This is a genomic window from Stenotrophomonas sp. 704A1, assembly GCF_030549525.1.
In the GTDB taxonomy this organism is placed as follows: Bacteria; Pseudomonadota; Gammaproteobacteria; order Xanthomonadales; family Xanthomonadaceae; genus Stenotrophomonas; species Stenotrophomonas tuberculopleuritidis.
Genome location: NZ_CP130831.1, coordinates 2,042,520 through 2,058,621 on the forward strand (window position 1 = coordinate 2,042,520; position 16,102 = coordinate 2,058,621).

The following is a 16,102-nucleotide window of genomic DNA, read 5'->3' on the forward strand; positions in this document are numbered from 1 at the left end:
ATCTATGTCTTCACCCTGGCGGGACAGAATCCTCGGCCTGTTGCCTCGTACGGCCATCGTCTGCCATGACCTGTTCATGGTCTGGGCCTGCTGGCAGCTGCTGCACGCAGGGCGCTACTCGATCCTGGCCGACGCACCCGCGCTGCCCCTGTGGAACGTCGACACGACCCTGGTGCTGGTGCTGCAGGGCCTGGTGTTCTGGCGCATCGGCCTTTACCGCGGGCTGTGGCGGTTTGCCAGCGTCAGCGATCTGCTGAACATCTTCAAGGCCAGTTTCATCGGCCTGATCGCGATCGTGCTGGTATTGGCCTGGAAGCGCTTCAACGGCGTGCCGATGTCGGTGCTGGTGATCTACCCCTTCGCGCTGTCGGCACTGCTGGGCGCCCCGCGCCTGCTGTACCGGGCCTGGAAGGACTACCAGTCGCTGCAGTCCGATTCGAGCGCGCGACGGGTGCTGATCCTGGGCGCCGGCCAGGCCGCCGAGACGCTGGTCCGCGATCTGCGCCGTTCCGGCAATTTCGAACCGGTCGGCCTGCTGGATGACGCACCGCACCTGCGCGGGGCCAAGCTGCAGAGCCTGCCGATCCTGGGCACGCTGGACGATGCGCCGGCGGTGGCACGGGAAACCGCGGCCAAGCTGCTGGTCATCGCCATGCCGTCGCTGGATGCGGTCGGCATGCAGCGGGTCGTGGCGATCTGCGAGAGCACTGGCATTCCGTTCCGCACCGTGCCCAAGCTCAGCGACATCCTGCAGGGGCAGTCGCTGCCGGGCCAGCTGAAGGAAGTGGCCATCGAGGACCTGCTCGGACGCAAGCCGATCATGCCGGACTGGAACCTGATCCGCGGCTGGCTGGGCGGGCGTACGGTGATGGTGACCGGTGCCGGCGGCTCGATCGGTTCGGAACTGTGCCGGCAATGCGCGCGCCACGGCGCCGGCCGCATCGTGCTGCTGGAGATCAGCGAGCTGCTGCTGCTGACCATCGAGGGCGAACTGCGCCGCAGCTTCCCCGATGTCGAAATCGAAGCGGTGCTGGGTGACTGTGGCGATCCGGCGGTGATGCGTCATGCGCTGTCGCTGCATCCGGTCGATACCGCGTTCCATGCCGCCGCCTACAAGCACGTGCCGGTGCTGGAGCGGCAGCTGCGCGAAGCGGTGCGCAACAACATCCTGGCCACCGAGAACGTGGCGCGTGCGTGCCTGGAAGCGCATGTCGAGCATTTCGTGTTCATCTCCACCGACAAGGCGGTGGACCCGGTCAATGCCCTGGGCGCCAGCAAGCGCTACGCGGAGATGATCTGCCAGAGCCTGGACCAGAAGTCCACGCACACCCGTTTCGTCACCGTGCGCTTCGGCAACGTGCTGGCTTCGGCCGGCAGCGTGGTGCCGCTGTTCCGCGAGCAGATCCTCAAGGGCGGTCCGGTGACGGTCACCGACCCGGAGGTCAGCCGCTACTTCATGACCATTCCCGAGGCCTGCCAGCTGATCCTGCAGGCCGCCGCGTCGGCATCGCACGGCGCGATCTACACGCTGGACATGGGCGAGCCGGTGCCGATCCGGGTGCTGGCCGAGCAGATGATCCGCCTGGCCGGCAAGCAGCCGTACAAGGACATCCCGATCATCTACACCGGGCTGCGACCTGGCGAGAAGCTGCACGAGACGCTGTTCTATTCCGACGAGGACTACCGGCGTACCGCGCACCCGAAGATCCTCGAAGCCGGGGTGCGTGCCTTTGCCCGCGAAACGGTGCTGGGCAATGTTCCGCGGCTGCGCGAAGCCATCGCCAGCTACGACACCGCGGCCATCCAGGAAATCCTGTTCGCGACGATGCCGGAATTCTCGCCAATCGAACAGGACGCTTACATTTCGTCCGCTAAAGTTGTGCCTTTCCCGGCACGTGAGGCCAGCAGGCACTAATGAGCAAGCGCATTCGCAAGGCGGTATTCCCGGTCGCGGGACTGGGCACGCGTTTTCTGCCGGCGACCAAGACGGTCCCGAAGGAAATGCTGCCGATCATTGATCGGCCCCTGATCCAGTACGCCGTGGACGAGGCGATCGAAGCAGGCTGTGACACCCTGGTGTTCATCACCAATCGCTACAAGCACGCCGTCGCCGACTATTTCGACAAGGCCTACGAACTGGAGCAGAAGCTCGAGCGTGCAGGCAAGCAGGAGCAGCTCGAACTGATCCGTCACGTACTGCCCGAAGGCGTGCGTGCGATCTTCGTGACCCAGGCCGAAGCCCTGGGCCTGGGCCATGCGGTGCTGTGCGCGAAGGCCGTGATCGGTGACGAGCCGTTCGCGGTGCTGCTGCCGGACGACCTGATCTGGAACCGCGGCGACGGTGCGCTGAAGCAGATGGCCGACCTCAACGAAGCCAGTGGCGCCAGCGTCATCGCCGTCGAGGATGTGCCGCACGACAAGACCGCCAGCTACGGCATCGTGGCCACCGAGGCCTTCGATGGCCGCAAGGGCCGCATCTCGCAGATCGTGGAGAAGCCGAAGCCGGAGGATGCGCCGAGCGACCTGGCCGTGGTCGGCCGCTATGTGCTGAGCCCGAAGATCTTCGAACTGCTGGAGGCGACCGGTACCGGTGCCGGTGGCGAGATCCAGCTGACCGATGCGATCGCGGCGCTGCTGAAGACCGAAGAGGTCGATGCCTATCGCTTCGAGGGCACGCGTTTCGACTGCGGTACGCACCTGGGGTTGGTCGAGGCGACGATCCGGTTCGCGCTGGACAATCCGAAGCTGGCTGGCCCGGCGCGCGAGAAGCTGGCGGCGATGCTGGCGGAGTAAGGTGTTTTCAAGCGCTCCGTGTTGCGCCTTGATTGATACGTGGGGGAGGGGGCGGATGGCCCTCTCCAAAACACGCCAAAGCCCTTCCATGGTGCTCGATGGCGCCATCCATGGCGCCAACGGTTTTGGAGAGGGCCATCCGCCCCCTCTCGACAGTTTTCGTGTGGCGCGGACGGGAAGGGCGGAATCAAGGGCAAGAGCAGAAGCAAAAAAGGCAGCCGATGGCTGCCTTTTTCGTTTCCAGAGAATCCACGCACGGCGTGGCTCTACTGCTCTTGCCTTTGCTCACCCCTCCGCCGCGTGGGGGGGGCTGGGAGGGCCGGGTTGGCAGGGTTGACCGGGACCGTTGGCGCCATGGATGGCGCCATCGAGCCCTCAAGGGTGAGGGGGCTTTGGTTGCGAAGCACTGCTTCGCAAGCGCCCGAACGCACAGCCGCCAGCGGCTGGGCCGGACCCCGGAGGGGGGTTTACGGCGTGTCCCGGGCAGCCTCACCCACCCGGGCCCCACAGCAACCGAAACGTCCGCCGGCAACGCTTTGAACCTTACAGCGCCTCGAAAATGCCCGCTGCGCCCATGCCGGTGCCGATGCACATGGTCACCATGCCGTACTTCTGCTGGCGACGACGCAGGCCGTGCAGCAGGGTGGCGGTACGGATCGCACCGGTGGCACCCAGCGGGTGACCCAGCGCGATCGCGCCGCCCAGCGGGTTGACCTTGGCCGGGTCCAGGCCGCAGTCGCGGATCACGGCCAGCGACTGCGCGGCGAAGGCTTCGTTGAGCTCGATCCAGTCCAGCTGGTCCTGGGTCAGGCCGGCCTGCTTCAGCGCCTTCGGGATTGCGGCGATCGGGCCGATGCCCATCACTTCCGGGCGCACGCCGGCCACCGAGAAGCTGACGAAGCGCGCCAGCGGGGTCAGGCCGTAGTCCTTGATCGCCTGCTCCGAGGCCAGCAGCACGGCACCGGCGCCATCGCTCATCTGCGAGGAATTGCCGGCGGTGACGGTGCCGCCGAACTGGCCGTTGCGGAACACCGGGCGCAGCTTGGCCAGGCCTTCAGCCGAGGAATCCGGGCGCGGGCCTTCGTCGGTGTCGGCGATCCTGTTGCGGGTGATGATGCGCTTGCCGTCGGCCAGGTCGGGCTGGTGCGAGACGATTTCGTACGGGCTGATCTCGTCCTTGAACTCGCCGTTCTGGATCGCGGCCATGGCCTTCTGGTGCGAGGCCAGTGCGAACGCATCCTGTTCTTCGCGCGAGACCTTCCACTCTTCGGCGACCTTCTCGGCGGTGATGCCCATGCCGTAGGCGATGGCGACGTGGTCGTTGTCGAACACGCTCGGCGCCATGGCGATCTTGTTGCCCATCATCGGCACCATCGACATCGACTCGGTGCCACCGGCCAGCATCAGGTCGGCGTTGCCCAGGCGGATCGCGTCGGCGGCCTGCGCCACGGCCTGCAGGCCGGAAGAGCAGAAGCGGTTCACGGTCTGCGCCGCGATGGTGTTCGGCAGGCCGGCCAGCAGAACGCCGATGCGCGCCACGTTCATGCCCTGCTCGGCTTCCGGCATGGCACAGCCGATGATCGCGTCATCGATGCGGTTGACGTCCACGCCCGGGGCCTGGGCGACGACGCTGCGCAGCACGTGCGCCAGCATGTCGTCGGGGCGGGTATTGCGGAACATGCCCTTGGGCGCCTTGCCCACCGGGGTACGGGTGGCGGCGACGATGTAGGCGTCCTGGATTTGCTTGGTCATTGCAGTGATCTCTCGAATGGGGTTTGTAGAGTCGAGCCATGCTCGACTGCCACAGCAGGTGGTGCCGGCCGCAGCCGGCACCCGCCATCAATCAGTTACGCAGCGGCTTGCCGGTCTTCAGCATGTGCGCGATGCGAGCCTGGGTCTTTTCCTGCTGGGCCAGTTCGACGAAGTGCTTGCGCTCCAGGGTCAGCAGCCACTCTTCGTCCACCATGGTGCCGCGGTCGACCTTGCCACCGCACAGCACGGTGGCGATGCGCTCGGCGATCTCGTAGTCGTACGGGCTGATGAAACGGCCTTCCAGCATGTTGACCAGCATCATCTTGAAGGTGGCGATACCCACGTCGCCGGCCACCTGGATGCGGCGTGCCGGCAGCGGCGGACGGTAGCCCGCTTCGGCCAGCGCGCGTGCTTCGGCCTTGGCGATGTGCAGGGCCTCGTAGCTGTTGAACACCACCTTGTCGGTGCTGCGCAGCAGGCCCAGCTCCTTGGCGTTGACCGCCGAGTTGGACACCTTGGCCATCGCCACGGTTTCGAAGGTCTTCTTCAGTTCGGCGAACACGTCACCGCCCGGGCCAGCGGCCTGCGAGGCGCGCACGGCCAGTTCCTTCAGGCCACCGCCGGCCGGCAGCAGGCCGACGCCGGCCTCGACCAGGCCGATGTAGCTTTCCAGGAAGGCCACGGTCTTGGCGCTGTGCATCTGGAACTCGCAGCCGCCACCCAGGGCCAGGCCGCGCACCGCAGCCACCACCGGCACCAGCGAGTACTTGATGCGCTGGCTGGTGCGCTGGAAGTTGTGCACCATCTCTTCGAACTGGTCGACCTTGCCGGCCTGCAGCAGGCCCAGCGCACCGGCCAGGTCGGCACCGGCGGAGAAGGGTTCCTTCTGCTGCCAGATCACCAGGCCCTGGAAGTCCTTCTCGGCGCGGCTGACGCATTCCTGCAGGCCATCGAGCACCTGGTCGGAGACGGTGTTCATCTTGGTCTTGAAGCTGACCACGGCGATGCCATCGCCGTCATGCCACATGCGCAGGCCGTCGTTCTCGAACACGGTCTCGCCCGGCGCGAAGGTCTCGCCCAGCAGCGGATCCGGGAAGCGCTGGCGCTGGTACACCGGCAGCGCCGAACGCGGCAGCTTGGCGTTGCGCGACGGGCTGTAGCTGCCTTCGGCGGCGTGCACGCCGTCGCGGCCGTCGAACACCCAGTCCGGCAGCGGGGCGTTGCTCATGCTCTTGCCGGCAACGATGTCATCGGCGATCCACTGCGCCACCTGCTTCCAGCCGGCAGCCTGCCAGGTCTCGAACGGGCCCAGCGACCAGCCGTAGCCCCAGCGGATGGCCAGGTCGACGTCGCGCGCGGTTTCGGCGATGTCGGCCAGGTGGTAGGCGCTGTAGTGGAACAGGTCGCGGAAGGTCGCCCACAGGAACTGCGCCTGCGGGTGCTGGCTCTCGCGCAGCTTGGCGAACTTCTCGGCCGGGTTCTTGATCTTCAGGATCTCGACCACTTCCGGCGCAGCGGTGCGGTCAGCCGGGCGGTAGTCCTGCTTTTCCAGGTCCAGCACCACGATGTCCTTGCCGACCTTGCGGAAGATGCCGGCGCCGGTCTTCTGGCCCAGCGCGCCCTTGGCGATCAGCGCGTCCAGCCACTTCGGCGACTTGAAGAACTCATGCCACGGGTCGTTGGGCAGGGTATCGCCCATGGTCTTGATGACGTGGGCCATGGTGTCCAGGCCGACCACGTCGGAGGTGCGGTAGGTGGCCGACTTCGGGCGGCCGACCAGCGGGCCGGTCAGGCCATCCACTTCATCGAAGCCCAGGCCGAACTGCTGGGTGTGGTGGATGGTGGACAGGATCGAGAACACGCCGATGCGATTGCCGATGAAGTTCGGGGTGTCCTTGGCGTACACCACGCCCTTGCCCAGGGTGGTGACCAGGAACGCTTCCAGGCCTTCCAGCACCGAGGCGTCGGTGGTGGTGGCCGGGATCAGTTCGGCCAGGTGCATGTAGCGCGGCGGGTTGAAGAAGTGCACGCCGCAGAAGCGGTGGCGCAGCTGCTCGGGCAGTACGTCGGCCAGCTTGTTGATGCCCAGGCCCGAGGTGTTGGAGGCCAGCACCGCGTGGTCGGCCACGAACGGGGCGATCTTCTTGTACAGGTCCTGCTTCCAGTCCATGCGCTCGGCGATGGCCTCGATGATCAGGTCGCAGTCCTTCAGCTGTTCCAGGCTCGACTCGTAGTTGGCCGGGGTGATGGCCTCGGCCAGCGACTTGCTGGCCAGCGGCGCCGGGCTCAGCTTGCCCAGGTTGGCGATCGCCTTCAGCACGATGCCATCGGCCGGACCTTCCTTGGCGGGCAGGTCGAACAGCACGGTGTCGACGCCAGCGTTGGTGAGGTGGGCGGCGATCTGGGCACCCATGACGCCGGCACCCAGCACGGCGGCGCGGCGGACTAGCAGGGAATTGGACATGGTGTAGGGCCTTTGTTGGTCAGCAGTTACTGGGTGGAATCAATGGAGGCGGGCAGGGCGCTGCCGCTGCGGGCGGCGGCGCGGAACCCGGCCTCGGCGAAATGGATCAGTTCGTGGGCGGCATGGGCACGATGCGCCGCTTCGGTGACACCGGCGGGACGCTTGATCAGGCCGAAGTCGGCCATGGCATAGGTCAGCGAACCGGCGAGGAAATCCAGGCGCCAGTACAGCTCTTCCTTGCTCAGGTCGGGCACGCACTCGCCGATGGCCCTGCCGAACGCACGCAGCACGTGGCCGTAGTGGTCGGACAGGAACTTGCGCAGGTTGTCGTTCTTCTCGGCGTAGGCGCGGGCGATCACGCGCACGAAGGCGCCACCGTTCTGGCGGTCCTGGGCCAGTGCCAGCGCCGGCTCGACAAAGGCGGCCAGCACCGGGCGCAGCTGGCCGGGGTGTTCACTGCGGGCGCGCTCGAGCTGTGACAGGCGGGCGCCGGTCATCTCGTCCATGCGCCGGCGGAATACCTCGTTGACCAGGTTTTCCTTGGAGCCGAAGTGATAGTTGACCGCCGCGATGTTGACGTCGGCCTGGCTGGTGACCTGCCGCAGCGACGTGCCGGCGAAGCCGTGCAGGGCAAACAGCTCCTCGGCGGCGCCGAGGATCCGGTCCTTGGTCGAGAAGTGGGCGGGCTTGGCCATCGGGCGGGCGGACCTTAATCAAACGATTGTTTGATACTAGAACCAGACGGTAGCGTATGGCATTTTGCAGTGCAGCAAAAATGCCGTTCCGGTCAGAATCCGCTCAGGTGGGTGAATGGGGTGGCGCGGTCCGCTGGCCGGCAGCCCGGGCGACCAAACGGCGCCCGAGGCCGGCCCGCGGCCGGCACTACCATGGCGCCGCGTTATCTTTTACAATTCGCCTACGTTTATCAGGCTAAGCCCGCGTCCCGACGCGGGTTTTTTTCATGTTACCCTTCGGGCCATCAGCGGCCCGATTCCATTGGAGACATCCCATGGCGCTGGAGCGCACCCTTTCGATCATCAAGCCGGACGCCGTTGCCAAGAACGTCATCGGCGAAATCTACGCCCGCTTCGAAAAGGCCGGCCTGAAGGTCGTGGCCGCCAAGTACAAGCAGCTGTCGCGCCGTGAAGCCGAAGGCTTCTACGCCGTGCACCGCGAGCGTCCGTTCTTCAACGCGCTGGTCGAGTTCATGATCTCCGGCCCGGTGATGATCCAGGCCCTGGAAGGCGAGAACGCCGTCCTGGCCCACCGCGACCTGCTGGGCGCCACCAACCCGAAGGAAGCCGCTGCGGGCACCATCCGCGCCGACTTCGCCGAATCCATCGATGCCAACGCCGCCCACGGCTCGGACTCGGTCGAGAATGCCGCGATTGAAATCGCCTACTTCTTCGCCGCCACCGAAGTCGTTTCGCGCTGAGAGTAATGCCGTGAACGAGGTCGTACAGTCCCCCGCCATCCAGCCGCTGCCGAAGTCGGCACCCACGGCTGGCAAGCAGAACCTGCTCGACCTCGATCGCGCGGGCCTGGAGAAGTTCTTCGTCGAGGTTCTCGGCGAGAAGAAGTTCCGTGCCCACCAGGTGATGAAGTGGATCCATCATCGCTACGTCACCGAGTTCGATGAGATGACCGACCTCGGCAAGGTCCTGCGCGCCAAGCTGCAGGAACATGCCGAGGTCCTCGTCCCGAACATCATCTTCGACAAGCCCTCCGCCGACGGCACCCACAAGTGGCTGCTGGCGATGGGCGTGGATGGCAAGAACGCCATCGAGACCGTGTACATCCCCGACAAGACCCGCGGCACGCTGTGCGTGTCCTCGCAGGTCGGCTGCGGCCTGAACTGCACGTTCTGCTCCACCGCCACCCAGGGCTTCAACCGCAACCTGACCACCGCCGAGATCATCGGCCAGGTGTGGGTTGCCGCACGCCACCTGGGCAACGTGCCGCACCAGATGCGCCGCCTCACCAACGTGGTGATGATGGGCATGGGCGAGCCGTTGATGAATTTCGACAACGTCGTGCGCGCCATGAGCGTGATGCGCGACGACCTGGGCTATGGCCTGGCCAACAAGCGCGTGACCCTGTCGACCTCCGGCCTGGTGCCGCAGATCGACCGCCTGTCCAGCGAGAGCGACGTGTCGCTGGCGGTGTCGCTGCACGCGCCCAACGATGCGCTGCGCGAGACCCTGGTGCCGCTCAACAAGAAGTACCCGATCGCCGAGCTGATGGCCTCGTGCGCGCGTTACCTGCGCGCCAACAAGCGCCGCGAATCGGTCACCTTCGAATACACCCTGATGAAGGGCATCAACGACAAGCCCGAGCACGCCCGTGAGTTGGCGCGGCTGATGCGCCAGTTCGACAACGCGGTGCAGGCCAAGGATTCGGGCAAGGTCAACCTGATCCCGTTCAACCCGTTCCCGGGTACCCGCTACGAGCGGTCGGAGGAGGCGCACATCCGCGCCTTCCAGAAGATCCTGCTGGACAGCAACGTGCTGACCATGGTCCGCCGCACCCGTGGCGACGACATCGACGCCGCCTGTGGCCAGCTCAAGGGCCAGGTGATGGACCGCACCCGCCGCCAGGCGGAGTTCAACAAGACGCTGCAGGCGGGGAAGGGGAGCGATGCCGCGGCCTGACCGCCTGCTGCCGGCCCTGTTCGCAGGCGCGCTGGCACTGGCCGTCGGCGGCTGCACGACCACCAACGAAATCCCGATCGGGCCGGGTGGGGTCGCGCCGGTGCACACCGTCCGCGATGCACCGGGCATACGCCAGCAGTTCCACTACGAAGACCTGCTGGCGCTGGCCGCCCGTGACATGCAGGTCGGCGAGCTGGAGGAGGCCGAACGCAAGGCCCGCCGGGCGCTGAGGATCCAGTCCAATGGCGTCGATGCGGTGATGCTGCTGGCCGGGATCGACGACCGCCGCGGCCGCGAGCAGCAGGCCGGCGAGGGCTTCCGCCGGGCCGCCGAACTGGCCCCGCAGCGCGGCGACGTGCTCAACAACTATGCCGCCTGGCTGTGCCAGCACGGCCATGCCGCCGAGTCGCTGGTATGGTTCGACCGCGCACTGCAGGCCCCCGGCTACGCCACCCCTGCGGCAGCCCAGGCCAATGCCGGTGGCTGCGCGCTGGATTCCGGGCAGCTGGAGCGGGCCGAGCGGGACCTGCGTGCGGCGCTGGCCCAGGTGCCGGACAACCCGGTCGCGCTGGAGTCGATGGCGCAGCTGAGCTTCCGCCGCGGGCAGTTCATGGAGGCGCGTGCCTTCGTTGAACGCAGGATTGCGGCTGCACCGGCCACGCGTTCCGTGTTACAACTTGCCTCTGAAATCGAGGCGCGGCTGGGTGATCAGGCAGCATCTGATCGTTATCTGCAGCGTATTCGGCAGGAATTTCCGCAGGACGCGGGCTCCCAAACTCCAGGGTTGATGCATTATGCGGGTCCTAAAGTCCAGGGTTGATGCATTGTGATTGATGACCAGACCGTGAGCGATCTCGAGACCGTGGCCGGCTGCGGCACCCGTCTGCGACAGGCCCGCGAGGCGGCCGGGCTGACCCTTGAAGATGTCGGGCAGCGCCTGCGCATGCCGGTCCAGGTGGTGAAGTCGCTCGAGCAGGAGCAGTGGCAGAAGCTGGGGGCGCCGGTGTTCGTGCGCGGCCAGCTGCGCAGCTACGCCCGCCTGCTCGGGGTCGATGTCAGCGAGCTGCTGGAGCAGGCCCAGGTTGGCCCGGTGGTTCCGCCGACCCTGGTCAGCCATACCCACACCCCGCGTGCGCGCCGCATCGCCGAGAATCTCGGCCGCCGCGCGCTGTATGTCGGTATCACCGCGGTACTGGCGGTACCGGTCTGGTTCGCCACCCGCGGCCATTTCGACGGCCCCTCGGCAACCCCGAACACGGCGTCGCTGGATGTGATCCCGGCGGCCGTGCCGGTCACGCCGGCCGGACCGGGCAGCGCTGCTGCGACGCCGGCCGAGGCAGTGGCGGCCCCGGCCGCCAAGCCGGCCGCGACCCCGTACGTCGCCTCGCTGGCCCCGGTGCCGCGACCGGCGCCGGCGGTCTCCGCCGCCAACCTGGACATGCAGTTCAGCGGCGACAGCTGGGTCGACATTGCCGGCCCCGATGGTGCCACGGTCGAGAAGGCGCTGATCAAGGCGGGCGAGACCCGCAGCTTCACCCCGGGCCAGGTGGCCCGCGTGACCCTGGGCAACGCCTCGGCGGTCCAGGTTCAGCAGAACGGCGCTATCGTCGATCTGAGCCCCTACCAGCGAGCCAACGTGGCACGCTTTCAGGTATCCTCTGAAGGCTCCGTGGTCCCGGTTTCGCACTGAGGCGCGGTTTCACCACCTTCGATAATCCCAATGGTCCCTCCCGATGGGCGGGGCGAGAGTACGCATGGCGATCGACGATCTGCTCGACGAGCACGAACAAAGTGAACGCGTCCGCAGCTGGCTGCGGAAGAATGGCGCCAGCATCCTGGGTGGCGTAGTCATCGCCATCGGTGCCATTGCCGGCTGGCAGTGGTACCAGAAGGACCAGGGCGGCAAGCTGGCTTCGGCCAATGTCGAGTACCAGAAGGCCCTGGTGGGCCTGCAGGACAACAAGCTCGACGACGCGGCCAAGGCCGTCAAGGCACTCGAGGCCGGTCCGTCCAGCATCTACGGCGATCTGGCTGCGCTGCAGCTGGCCAAGGCCCAGGTCGATGCCGGCAAGAACGAAGAAGCGCTGGCCACCCTGCGCGCCGTGAAGGTCGAAGGCGACCTGCAGCGCGTGGTCGACCAGCGCGTGGCCCGTCTGCTGGTAGCGACCGGCAAGGGCGACGAGGCGATCAAGCTGCTTGGCAGCGCCAGCGACAGCAGCAGCCTGGAGATCCACGGCGATGCGCTGATGGCGCAGGGCAAGCGTGATGCCGCCCGCGAACAGTACGAGAAGGCGCTGAAGACGCTGGACGTGGCAGCGCCGCAGCGGCGCCTGCTGGAAACCAAGGTTATGGACGCCGGCGGCACCGTCGCCGCCCCTGCGGAGTCGGTTTGATGAGTCAGAAGGTCATGATCACGCGCGTCGCATCGGTGCTCCTGCTCGGCATGGCGCTGTCCGGTTGCAGCACCATGAAGGGCTGGTTCGCCGGCAAGGACGCAGAGGCCAAGAAGGCGCAGGAGCCGGCCGAACTGGTCAAGTTCGAGCAGACCGTGAAGGTCAACAAGGCCTGGTCGGTCAACCTGGGCAAGGGCGAGCGCCGCATCGGCGTGCGCCAAGGCCCGGCGGTGGCCAATGGCCACGTGTTCGCCGCGGCGATCACCGGTGGCGTGCACGCCATCGACCTGCAGACCGGCAAGAAGGTCTGGACCTGGGAACCGAAGAAGGAAAAGAAGAAGCCGAAGCTGCGCCTGTCCGGCGGCCCGGGTGTCGGCGAGAGCCTGGTGGTCATCGGTACCCTCGATGGCCAGGTCATCGCGCTGGACATCAACGATGGCAGCGAGAAGTGGCGCGCCCGCGTGCCCGGCGAGGTCATCGCCGCGCCGGCCGTGGCCCAGGGCCTGGTCTTCGTGCGCAGCAATGACGGCCGCGTCACCGCGTTCGATGCCGGCAACGGCACGCAGAAGTGGTTCAACCCCAGCGAGCTGCCGGCGCTGACCGTGCGCGGCAACGCGCCGGTGGTGACCGGTCCGGGCGTGCTGTTCATCGGCAAGGACGAGGGCAGCGTTGCCGCGCTCGGCATGCAGGATGGCCGCACCCTGTGGGAACAGAACGTGGGCAACGGCGAAGGCCGTACCGAGCTGGACCGCATGGCCGACATCGACGGCGCGCCGGTGCTCGAGGGCAACACCCTGTTCGTGAGCAGCTTCAAGAACCAGACCATGGCCATCGAAGGCCCGACCGGTCGCCCGCTGTGGGCGCGCGACCATGGCGGTGCCGGCGGCGTGGCGGTGTCGTCCGGCAATGTGTTCGTCACCGACAACAAGGGCGGCGTGTTCGGCCTGGACAAGGCCAGCGGCGCGGCGATGTGGTCGCAGACCGCACTGGCCCGGCGCTCGCTGACCGGTCCGGCGCTGCACGGCGACTACGTGGTGGTCGGGGACTACAAGGGATACCTGCATTGGCTGCAGGCCTCCGATGGCGCACTGGCGGCGCGGGCGAAAAGTGGCGGTGATGCGCTGCTGGCCCAGCCGGTCGTGGTCGACGGGGTGCTGCTGGTGCAGAACGTTGATGGCAAGCTGACCGCATTCCGGTTGGCAAATTAATACGGAGTAATCGCGATGCTGCCTTTGGTCGCCCTGGTTGGACGGCCGAATGTCGGCAAGTCGACCATATTCAATGCGCTGACCCGAACCCGTGACGCCCTGGTCCATGACCAGCCCGGCGTCACCCGGGACCGCAACTATGGCGTCTGCCGGCTTGACGAGGACAATCCGTTTCTCGTCGTCGATACCGGCGGCATCGCGGAGGAAGAAGAAGGCCTGGCCGGCGCTACCGCGCGCCAGGCCCGCGCCGCGGCTGCCGAAGCCGATCTGATCCTGTTCGTGGTCGATGCCCGTGACGGCACCTCGGCCCTGGACGATGAGATCCTGTCCTGGCTGCGCAAGCTCTCGCGTCCGACCCTGCTGCTGATCAACAAGATCGACGGCACCGACGAGGACAGCGTGCGCTCGGAATTCGCCCGTTACGGCTTCAGCGAGATGCTGACCGTGTCGGCGGCCCATCGCCAGGGCCTGGACGACCTGCTCGACGAAGTCATCGCGCGCCTGCCGGAAGAGGGCAGCGGCGAGGAGCTGGACAACGATCCGAACCGCATCCGCATCGCCTTTGTCGGTCGCCCGAACGTGGGCAAGTCGACTCTGGTCAACCGCATCCTGGGCGAGGAGCGCATGATCGCGTCGGACGTTCCCGGTACCACCCGCGACTCGATCGCGGTGGATCTGGAGCGTGATGGCCGTGAGTACCGCCTGATCGATACCGCCGGCCTGCGCCGCCGCTCGCGCGTGGACGAGGTCGTCGAGAAGTTCTCGGTGGTCAAGACCATGCAGTCGATCGAGCAGTGCCAGGTGGCCGTGCTGATGCTCGACGCCACCGAAGGCGTGACCGACCAGGACGCCACCGTGCTCGGTGCCGTGCTCGATGCCGGCCGTGCGCTGGTGATCGCCATCAACAAGTGGGATGGCCTGACCGAGTACCAGCGCGAGCAGGCTGAGACCATGCTGTCGCTGAAGCTGGGCTTCGTGCCGTGGGCCGAGTCGGTGCGCATCTCGGCCAAGCATGGCTCGGGCCTGCGCGAGCTGTTCCGTGCCGTGCATCGCGCGCACGAATCGGCGAACAAGACCTTCACCACCAGCGAAGTGAACAAGGCGCTGGAAGTGGCCTACGAGACCAACCCGCCGCCGACCATCCGCGGTCATGTCTCCAAGCTGCGCTACGTGCACCCGGCCGGCGCCAACCCGCCGACCTTCATCGTGCACGGCACGCGCCTGAAGGAGCTGCAGGAGTCGTACAAGCGCTACCTGGAGAACTTCTTCCGCAAGCGCTTCAAGCTGATCGGCACGCCGGTACAGTTCATCTTCCGCGAGGGTGCCAACCCCTACGAAGGCAAGAAGAATGTGCTGACCGAACGCCAGGTCAAGGCCAAGCGGCGCTTGATGAAGCACGTCAAGGGCAAGTGATCGACGAGAGGGCGGCCGCAGGGCCGCCTTTTTCGTGGGGTGCGCCGGGCCATGCCCGTCGGATGCGCGCCTGCCGCTGCGCTCGCCGGGCATGGCCCGGCGCTACCCGGACGGGCCCGGCACTACAATGGCCGCATGAGCATCCCAGAGCTTTCCCCCGAACAGGCGCGCGCGCGCGTGGCCCATGGCGCGGTGCTGATCGATGTGCGCGAGGCGCATGAGCGTGCCGGCGGCATGGCCGAGGGCGCGCGCGGCGTGGCCAAGGGCGAGCTGCAGGCCGATCCGGCCGCGCATCTGCCGCGGCACGACCAGGAGATCCTGCTGATCTGCCAGAGCGGCAAGCGCTCGGCCGATGCCGCGCAGTTCCTGCTGGAGGCCGGCTACACCCAGGTCGCTTCCGTGACCGGCGGCACCGTGGCCTGGCGCGAACAGGCGCTGCCGCTGGTGCAGCCGCTGGCCAGCGCTGCCGACCGCGATTTCTACGACCGCTATTCGCGCCACCTGCTGCTGCCGCAGGTGGGCGAGGCAGGTCAGCGTCGGCTGCAGCAATCGCGCGTGCTGGTGCTGGGCGCGGGCGGGCTGGGTGCGCCGGCCGGTTTCTACCTGGCTGCGGCCGGGGTAGGGCACCTGCGCTTTGCCGACCACGACCGCGTGGAGCGCAGCAACCTGCACCGCCAGATCGTGCACACCGAGGCCAGCGTCGGCCAGCTCAAGGTCGATTCCGCGCGTGAGCGGCTGCTGGCGCTGAATCCTTCCATCGACATCGAGGCCGTGCCCGAACGGGTGACGTCGGACAACGTGGATCGCCTGCTGGACGGCGTGGACGTGGTGCTGGACGGCTCGGACAACTTCCCGCTGCGCTACCTGCTCAACGATGCCTGCATCAAGCACGCCAAACCGATGGTGTACGCGGCCATCGAGCGTTTCGATGGCCAGGTGAGCGTGTTCGACGCCGGCCGCCAGCGCGGCGTGGCGCCGTGCTACCGCTGCCTGTTCCCGGAGCCGCCGCCGCCGGAGTTCGCGCCGAACTGTTCCGAGGCCGGCGTGCTGGGCGTGCTGCCCGGCCTGGCGGGCGTGCTGCAGGCCACCGAAGTGCTGAAGCTGCTGCTGGGCATCGGCGAACCGCTGGTGGGGCGGCTGCTGCGCTTCGATGCGCTGGGCATGCGCTTCCGCGAGACCGGTATCGGCCCGGACCCGCAGTGCCCGGTGTGCGCGCCGGGCGTGCCGTTCCCGGGGTATATCGATTACGCCGCGTTCTGCCGGGGCGGCTCTCTGTAGAGTCGAGCCATGCTCGACTGCTCCGCGCGCTGAGGCCAAAAGCAGTCGAGCATGGCTCGACTCTACAAGACATGGTTTCGGGATGATGCCGGGGGTTGCTCCCCAGGTCGTTCCACCTTCGAGACAATCAGGCGCAACACGTGTGCTATT

At 67.1% G+C, this 16,102-nt stretch carries 13 protein-coding genes; 10 read left to right on the forward strand and 3 right to left on the reverse strand.

The window, feature by feature from the left end:
- Positions 1–4: 4 nt before the first annotated feature.
- Positions 5–1,915 (forward strand): polysaccharide biosynthesis protein, encoded by a 1,911-nt coding sequence (locus Q5Z10_RS09790; protein WP_303638889.1) that lies wholly within the window; start codon positions 5–7, stop codon positions 1,913–1,915.
- Positions 1,915–2,793, forward strand: a complete 879-nt coding sequence (gene galU, locus Q5Z10_RS09795) for a UTP--glucose-1-phosphate uridylyltransferase GalU (protein WP_303638890.1) — start codon at positions 1,915–1,917, stop codon at positions 2,791–2,793. Before Q5Z10_RS09790 ends, galU begins: the two co-directional genes overlap by 1 nt.
- 543 nt (positions 2,794–3,336) lie before the next feature.
- Here the strand turns inward: galU and Q5Z10_RS09800 are convergent.
- The 3 genes from Q5Z10_RS09800 to Q5Z10_RS09810 all read right to left on the reverse strand — a co-directional run bounded on the left by Q5Z10_RS09800 (position 3,337) and on the right by Q5Z10_RS09810 (position 7,704).
- Positions 3,337–4,545: an acetyl-CoA C-acyltransferase gene (locus Q5Z10_RS09800; protein WP_303638891.1), complete on the reverse strand. Its 1,209-nt coding sequence runs from the start codon at positions 4,543–4,545 to the stop codon at positions 3,337–3,339.
- Between the two features lie 91 nt (positions 4,546–4,636).
- Positions 4,637–7,009: a 3-hydroxyacyl-CoA dehydrogenase/enoyl-CoA hydratase family protein gene (locus tag Q5Z10_RS09805; protein WP_303638892.1), complete on the reverse strand. Its 2,373-nt coding sequence runs from the start codon at positions 7,007–7,009 to the stop codon at positions 4,637–4,639.
- Between the two features lie 26 nt (positions 7,010–7,035).
- Entirely contained in the window at positions 7,036–7,704 is a 669-nt protein-coding gene (locus tag Q5Z10_RS09810) for a TetR/AcrR family transcriptional regulator (protein ID WP_303638893.1), read from the reverse strand.
- A 314-nt stretch (positions 7,705–8,018) separates the two neighbouring features.
- On the opposite strand from Q5Z10_RS09810, the gene ndk reads away from it, so the two are divergent.
- The 8 genes from ndk (at position 8,019) to moeB (ending at position 15,952) form a co-directional block, all read left to right on the forward strand.
- Entirely contained in the window at positions 8,019–8,444 is a 426-nt protein-coding gene (gene ndk / locus Q5Z10_RS09815) for a nucleoside-diphosphate kinase (RefSeq protein ID WP_008265389.1), read from the forward strand.
- Positions 8,445–8,454: 10 nt separating this feature from the next.
- Entirely contained in the window at positions 8,455–9,660 is a 1,206-nt protein-coding gene (rlmN, locus tag Q5Z10_RS09820) for a dual-specificity RNA methyltransferase RlmN (protein WP_303638894.1), read from the forward strand.
- Positions 9,647–10,480, forward strand: coding sequence for a tetratricopeptide repeat protein (locus tag Q5Z10_RS09825; RefSeq protein WP_303638895.1), 834 nt, complete (start codon positions 9,647–9,649; stop codon positions 10,478–10,480). Before rlmN ends, Q5Z10_RS09825 begins: the two co-directional genes overlap by 14 nt.
- Before the next feature lie 6 nt (positions 10,481–10,486).
- Positions 10,487–11,350, forward strand: a complete 864-nt coding sequence (locus Q5Z10_RS09830; protein WP_303638896.1) for a RodZ domain-containing protein — start codon at positions 10,487–10,489, stop codon at positions 11,348–11,350.
- Positions 11,351–11,414: 64 nt separating this feature from the next.
- Complete coding sequence (locus tag Q5Z10_RS09835) at positions 11,415–12,053, forward strand: YfgM family protein (RefSeq protein WP_303638897.1); 639 nt, start codon at positions 11,415–11,417, stop codon at positions 12,051–12,053.
- On the forward strand, positions 12,053–13,261 hold the full coding sequence (gene bamB, locus Q5Z10_RS09840; RefSeq protein ID WP_303638898.1) for an outer membrane protein assembly factor BamB: 1,209 nt from the start codon (positions 12,053–12,055) through the stop codon (positions 13,259–13,261). Before Q5Z10_RS09835 ends, bamB begins: the two co-directional genes overlap by 1 nt.
- Before the next feature lie 15 nt (positions 13,262–13,276).
- Positions 13,277–14,674 (forward strand): ribosome biogenesis GTPase Der, encoded by a 1,398-nt coding sequence (gene der / locus Q5Z10_RS09845; protein ID WP_303638899.1) that lies wholly within the window; start codon positions 13,277–13,279, stop codon positions 14,672–14,674.
- A 135-nt stretch (positions 14,675–14,809) separates the two neighbouring features.
- Positions 14,810–15,952 carry a molybdopterin-synthase adenylyltransferase MoeB gene (gene moeB, locus Q5Z10_RS09850; RefSeq protein WP_303638900.1) on the forward strand — a complete coding sequence of 381 codons (1,143 nt, stop codon included), beginning with the start codon at positions 14,810–14,812 and terminating at the stop codon, positions 15,950–15,952.
- Positions 15,953–16,102 lie beyond the last annotated feature (150 nt).

Coding starts and splice junctions, on each gene's coding strand:
- Q5Z10_RS09805 (WP_303638892.1), bottom strand. CDS start 7,009: ATGTCCAATTCCCTGCTAGTCCGCCGCGCCGCCGTGCTGGGTGCCGGC.
- ndk (WP_008265389.1), top strand. CDS start 8,019: ATGGCGCTGGAGCGCACCCTTTCGATCATCAAGCCGGACGCCGTTGCC.
- Q5Z10_RS09825 (WP_303638895.1), top strand. CDS start 9,647: ATGCCGCGGCCTGACCGCCTGCTGCCGGCCCTGTTCGCAGGCGCGCTG.
- Q5Z10_RS09790 (WP_303638889.1), top strand. CDS start 5: ATGTCTTCACCCTGGCGGGACAGAATCCTCGGCCTGTTGCCTCGTACG.
- galU (WP_303638890.1), top strand. CDS start 1,915: ATGAGCAAGCGCATTCGCAAGGCGGTATTCCCGGTCGCGGGACTGGGC.
- Q5Z10_RS09810 (WP_303638893.1), bottom strand. CDS start 7,704: ATGGCCAAGCCCGCCCACTTCTCGACCAAGGACCGGATCCTCGGCGCC.
- der (WP_303638899.1), top strand. CDS start 13,277: ATGCTGCCTTTGGTCGCCCTGGTTGGACGGCCGAATGTCGGCAAGTCG.
- Q5Z10_RS09800 (WP_303638891.1), bottom strand. CDS start 4,545: ATGACCAAGCAAATCCAGGACGCCTACATCGTCGCCGCCACCCGTACC.
- Q5Z10_RS09835 (WP_303638897.1), top strand. CDS start 11,415: ATGGCGATCGACGATCTGCTCGACGAGCACGAACAAAGTGAACGCGTC.
- bamB (WP_303638898.1), top strand. CDS start 12,053: ATGAGTCAGAAGGTCATGATCACGCGCGTCGCATCGGTGCTCCTGCTC.
- moeB (WP_303638900.1), top strand. CDS start 14,810: ATGAGCATCCCAGAGCTTTCCCCCGAACAGGCGCGCGCGCGCGTGGCC.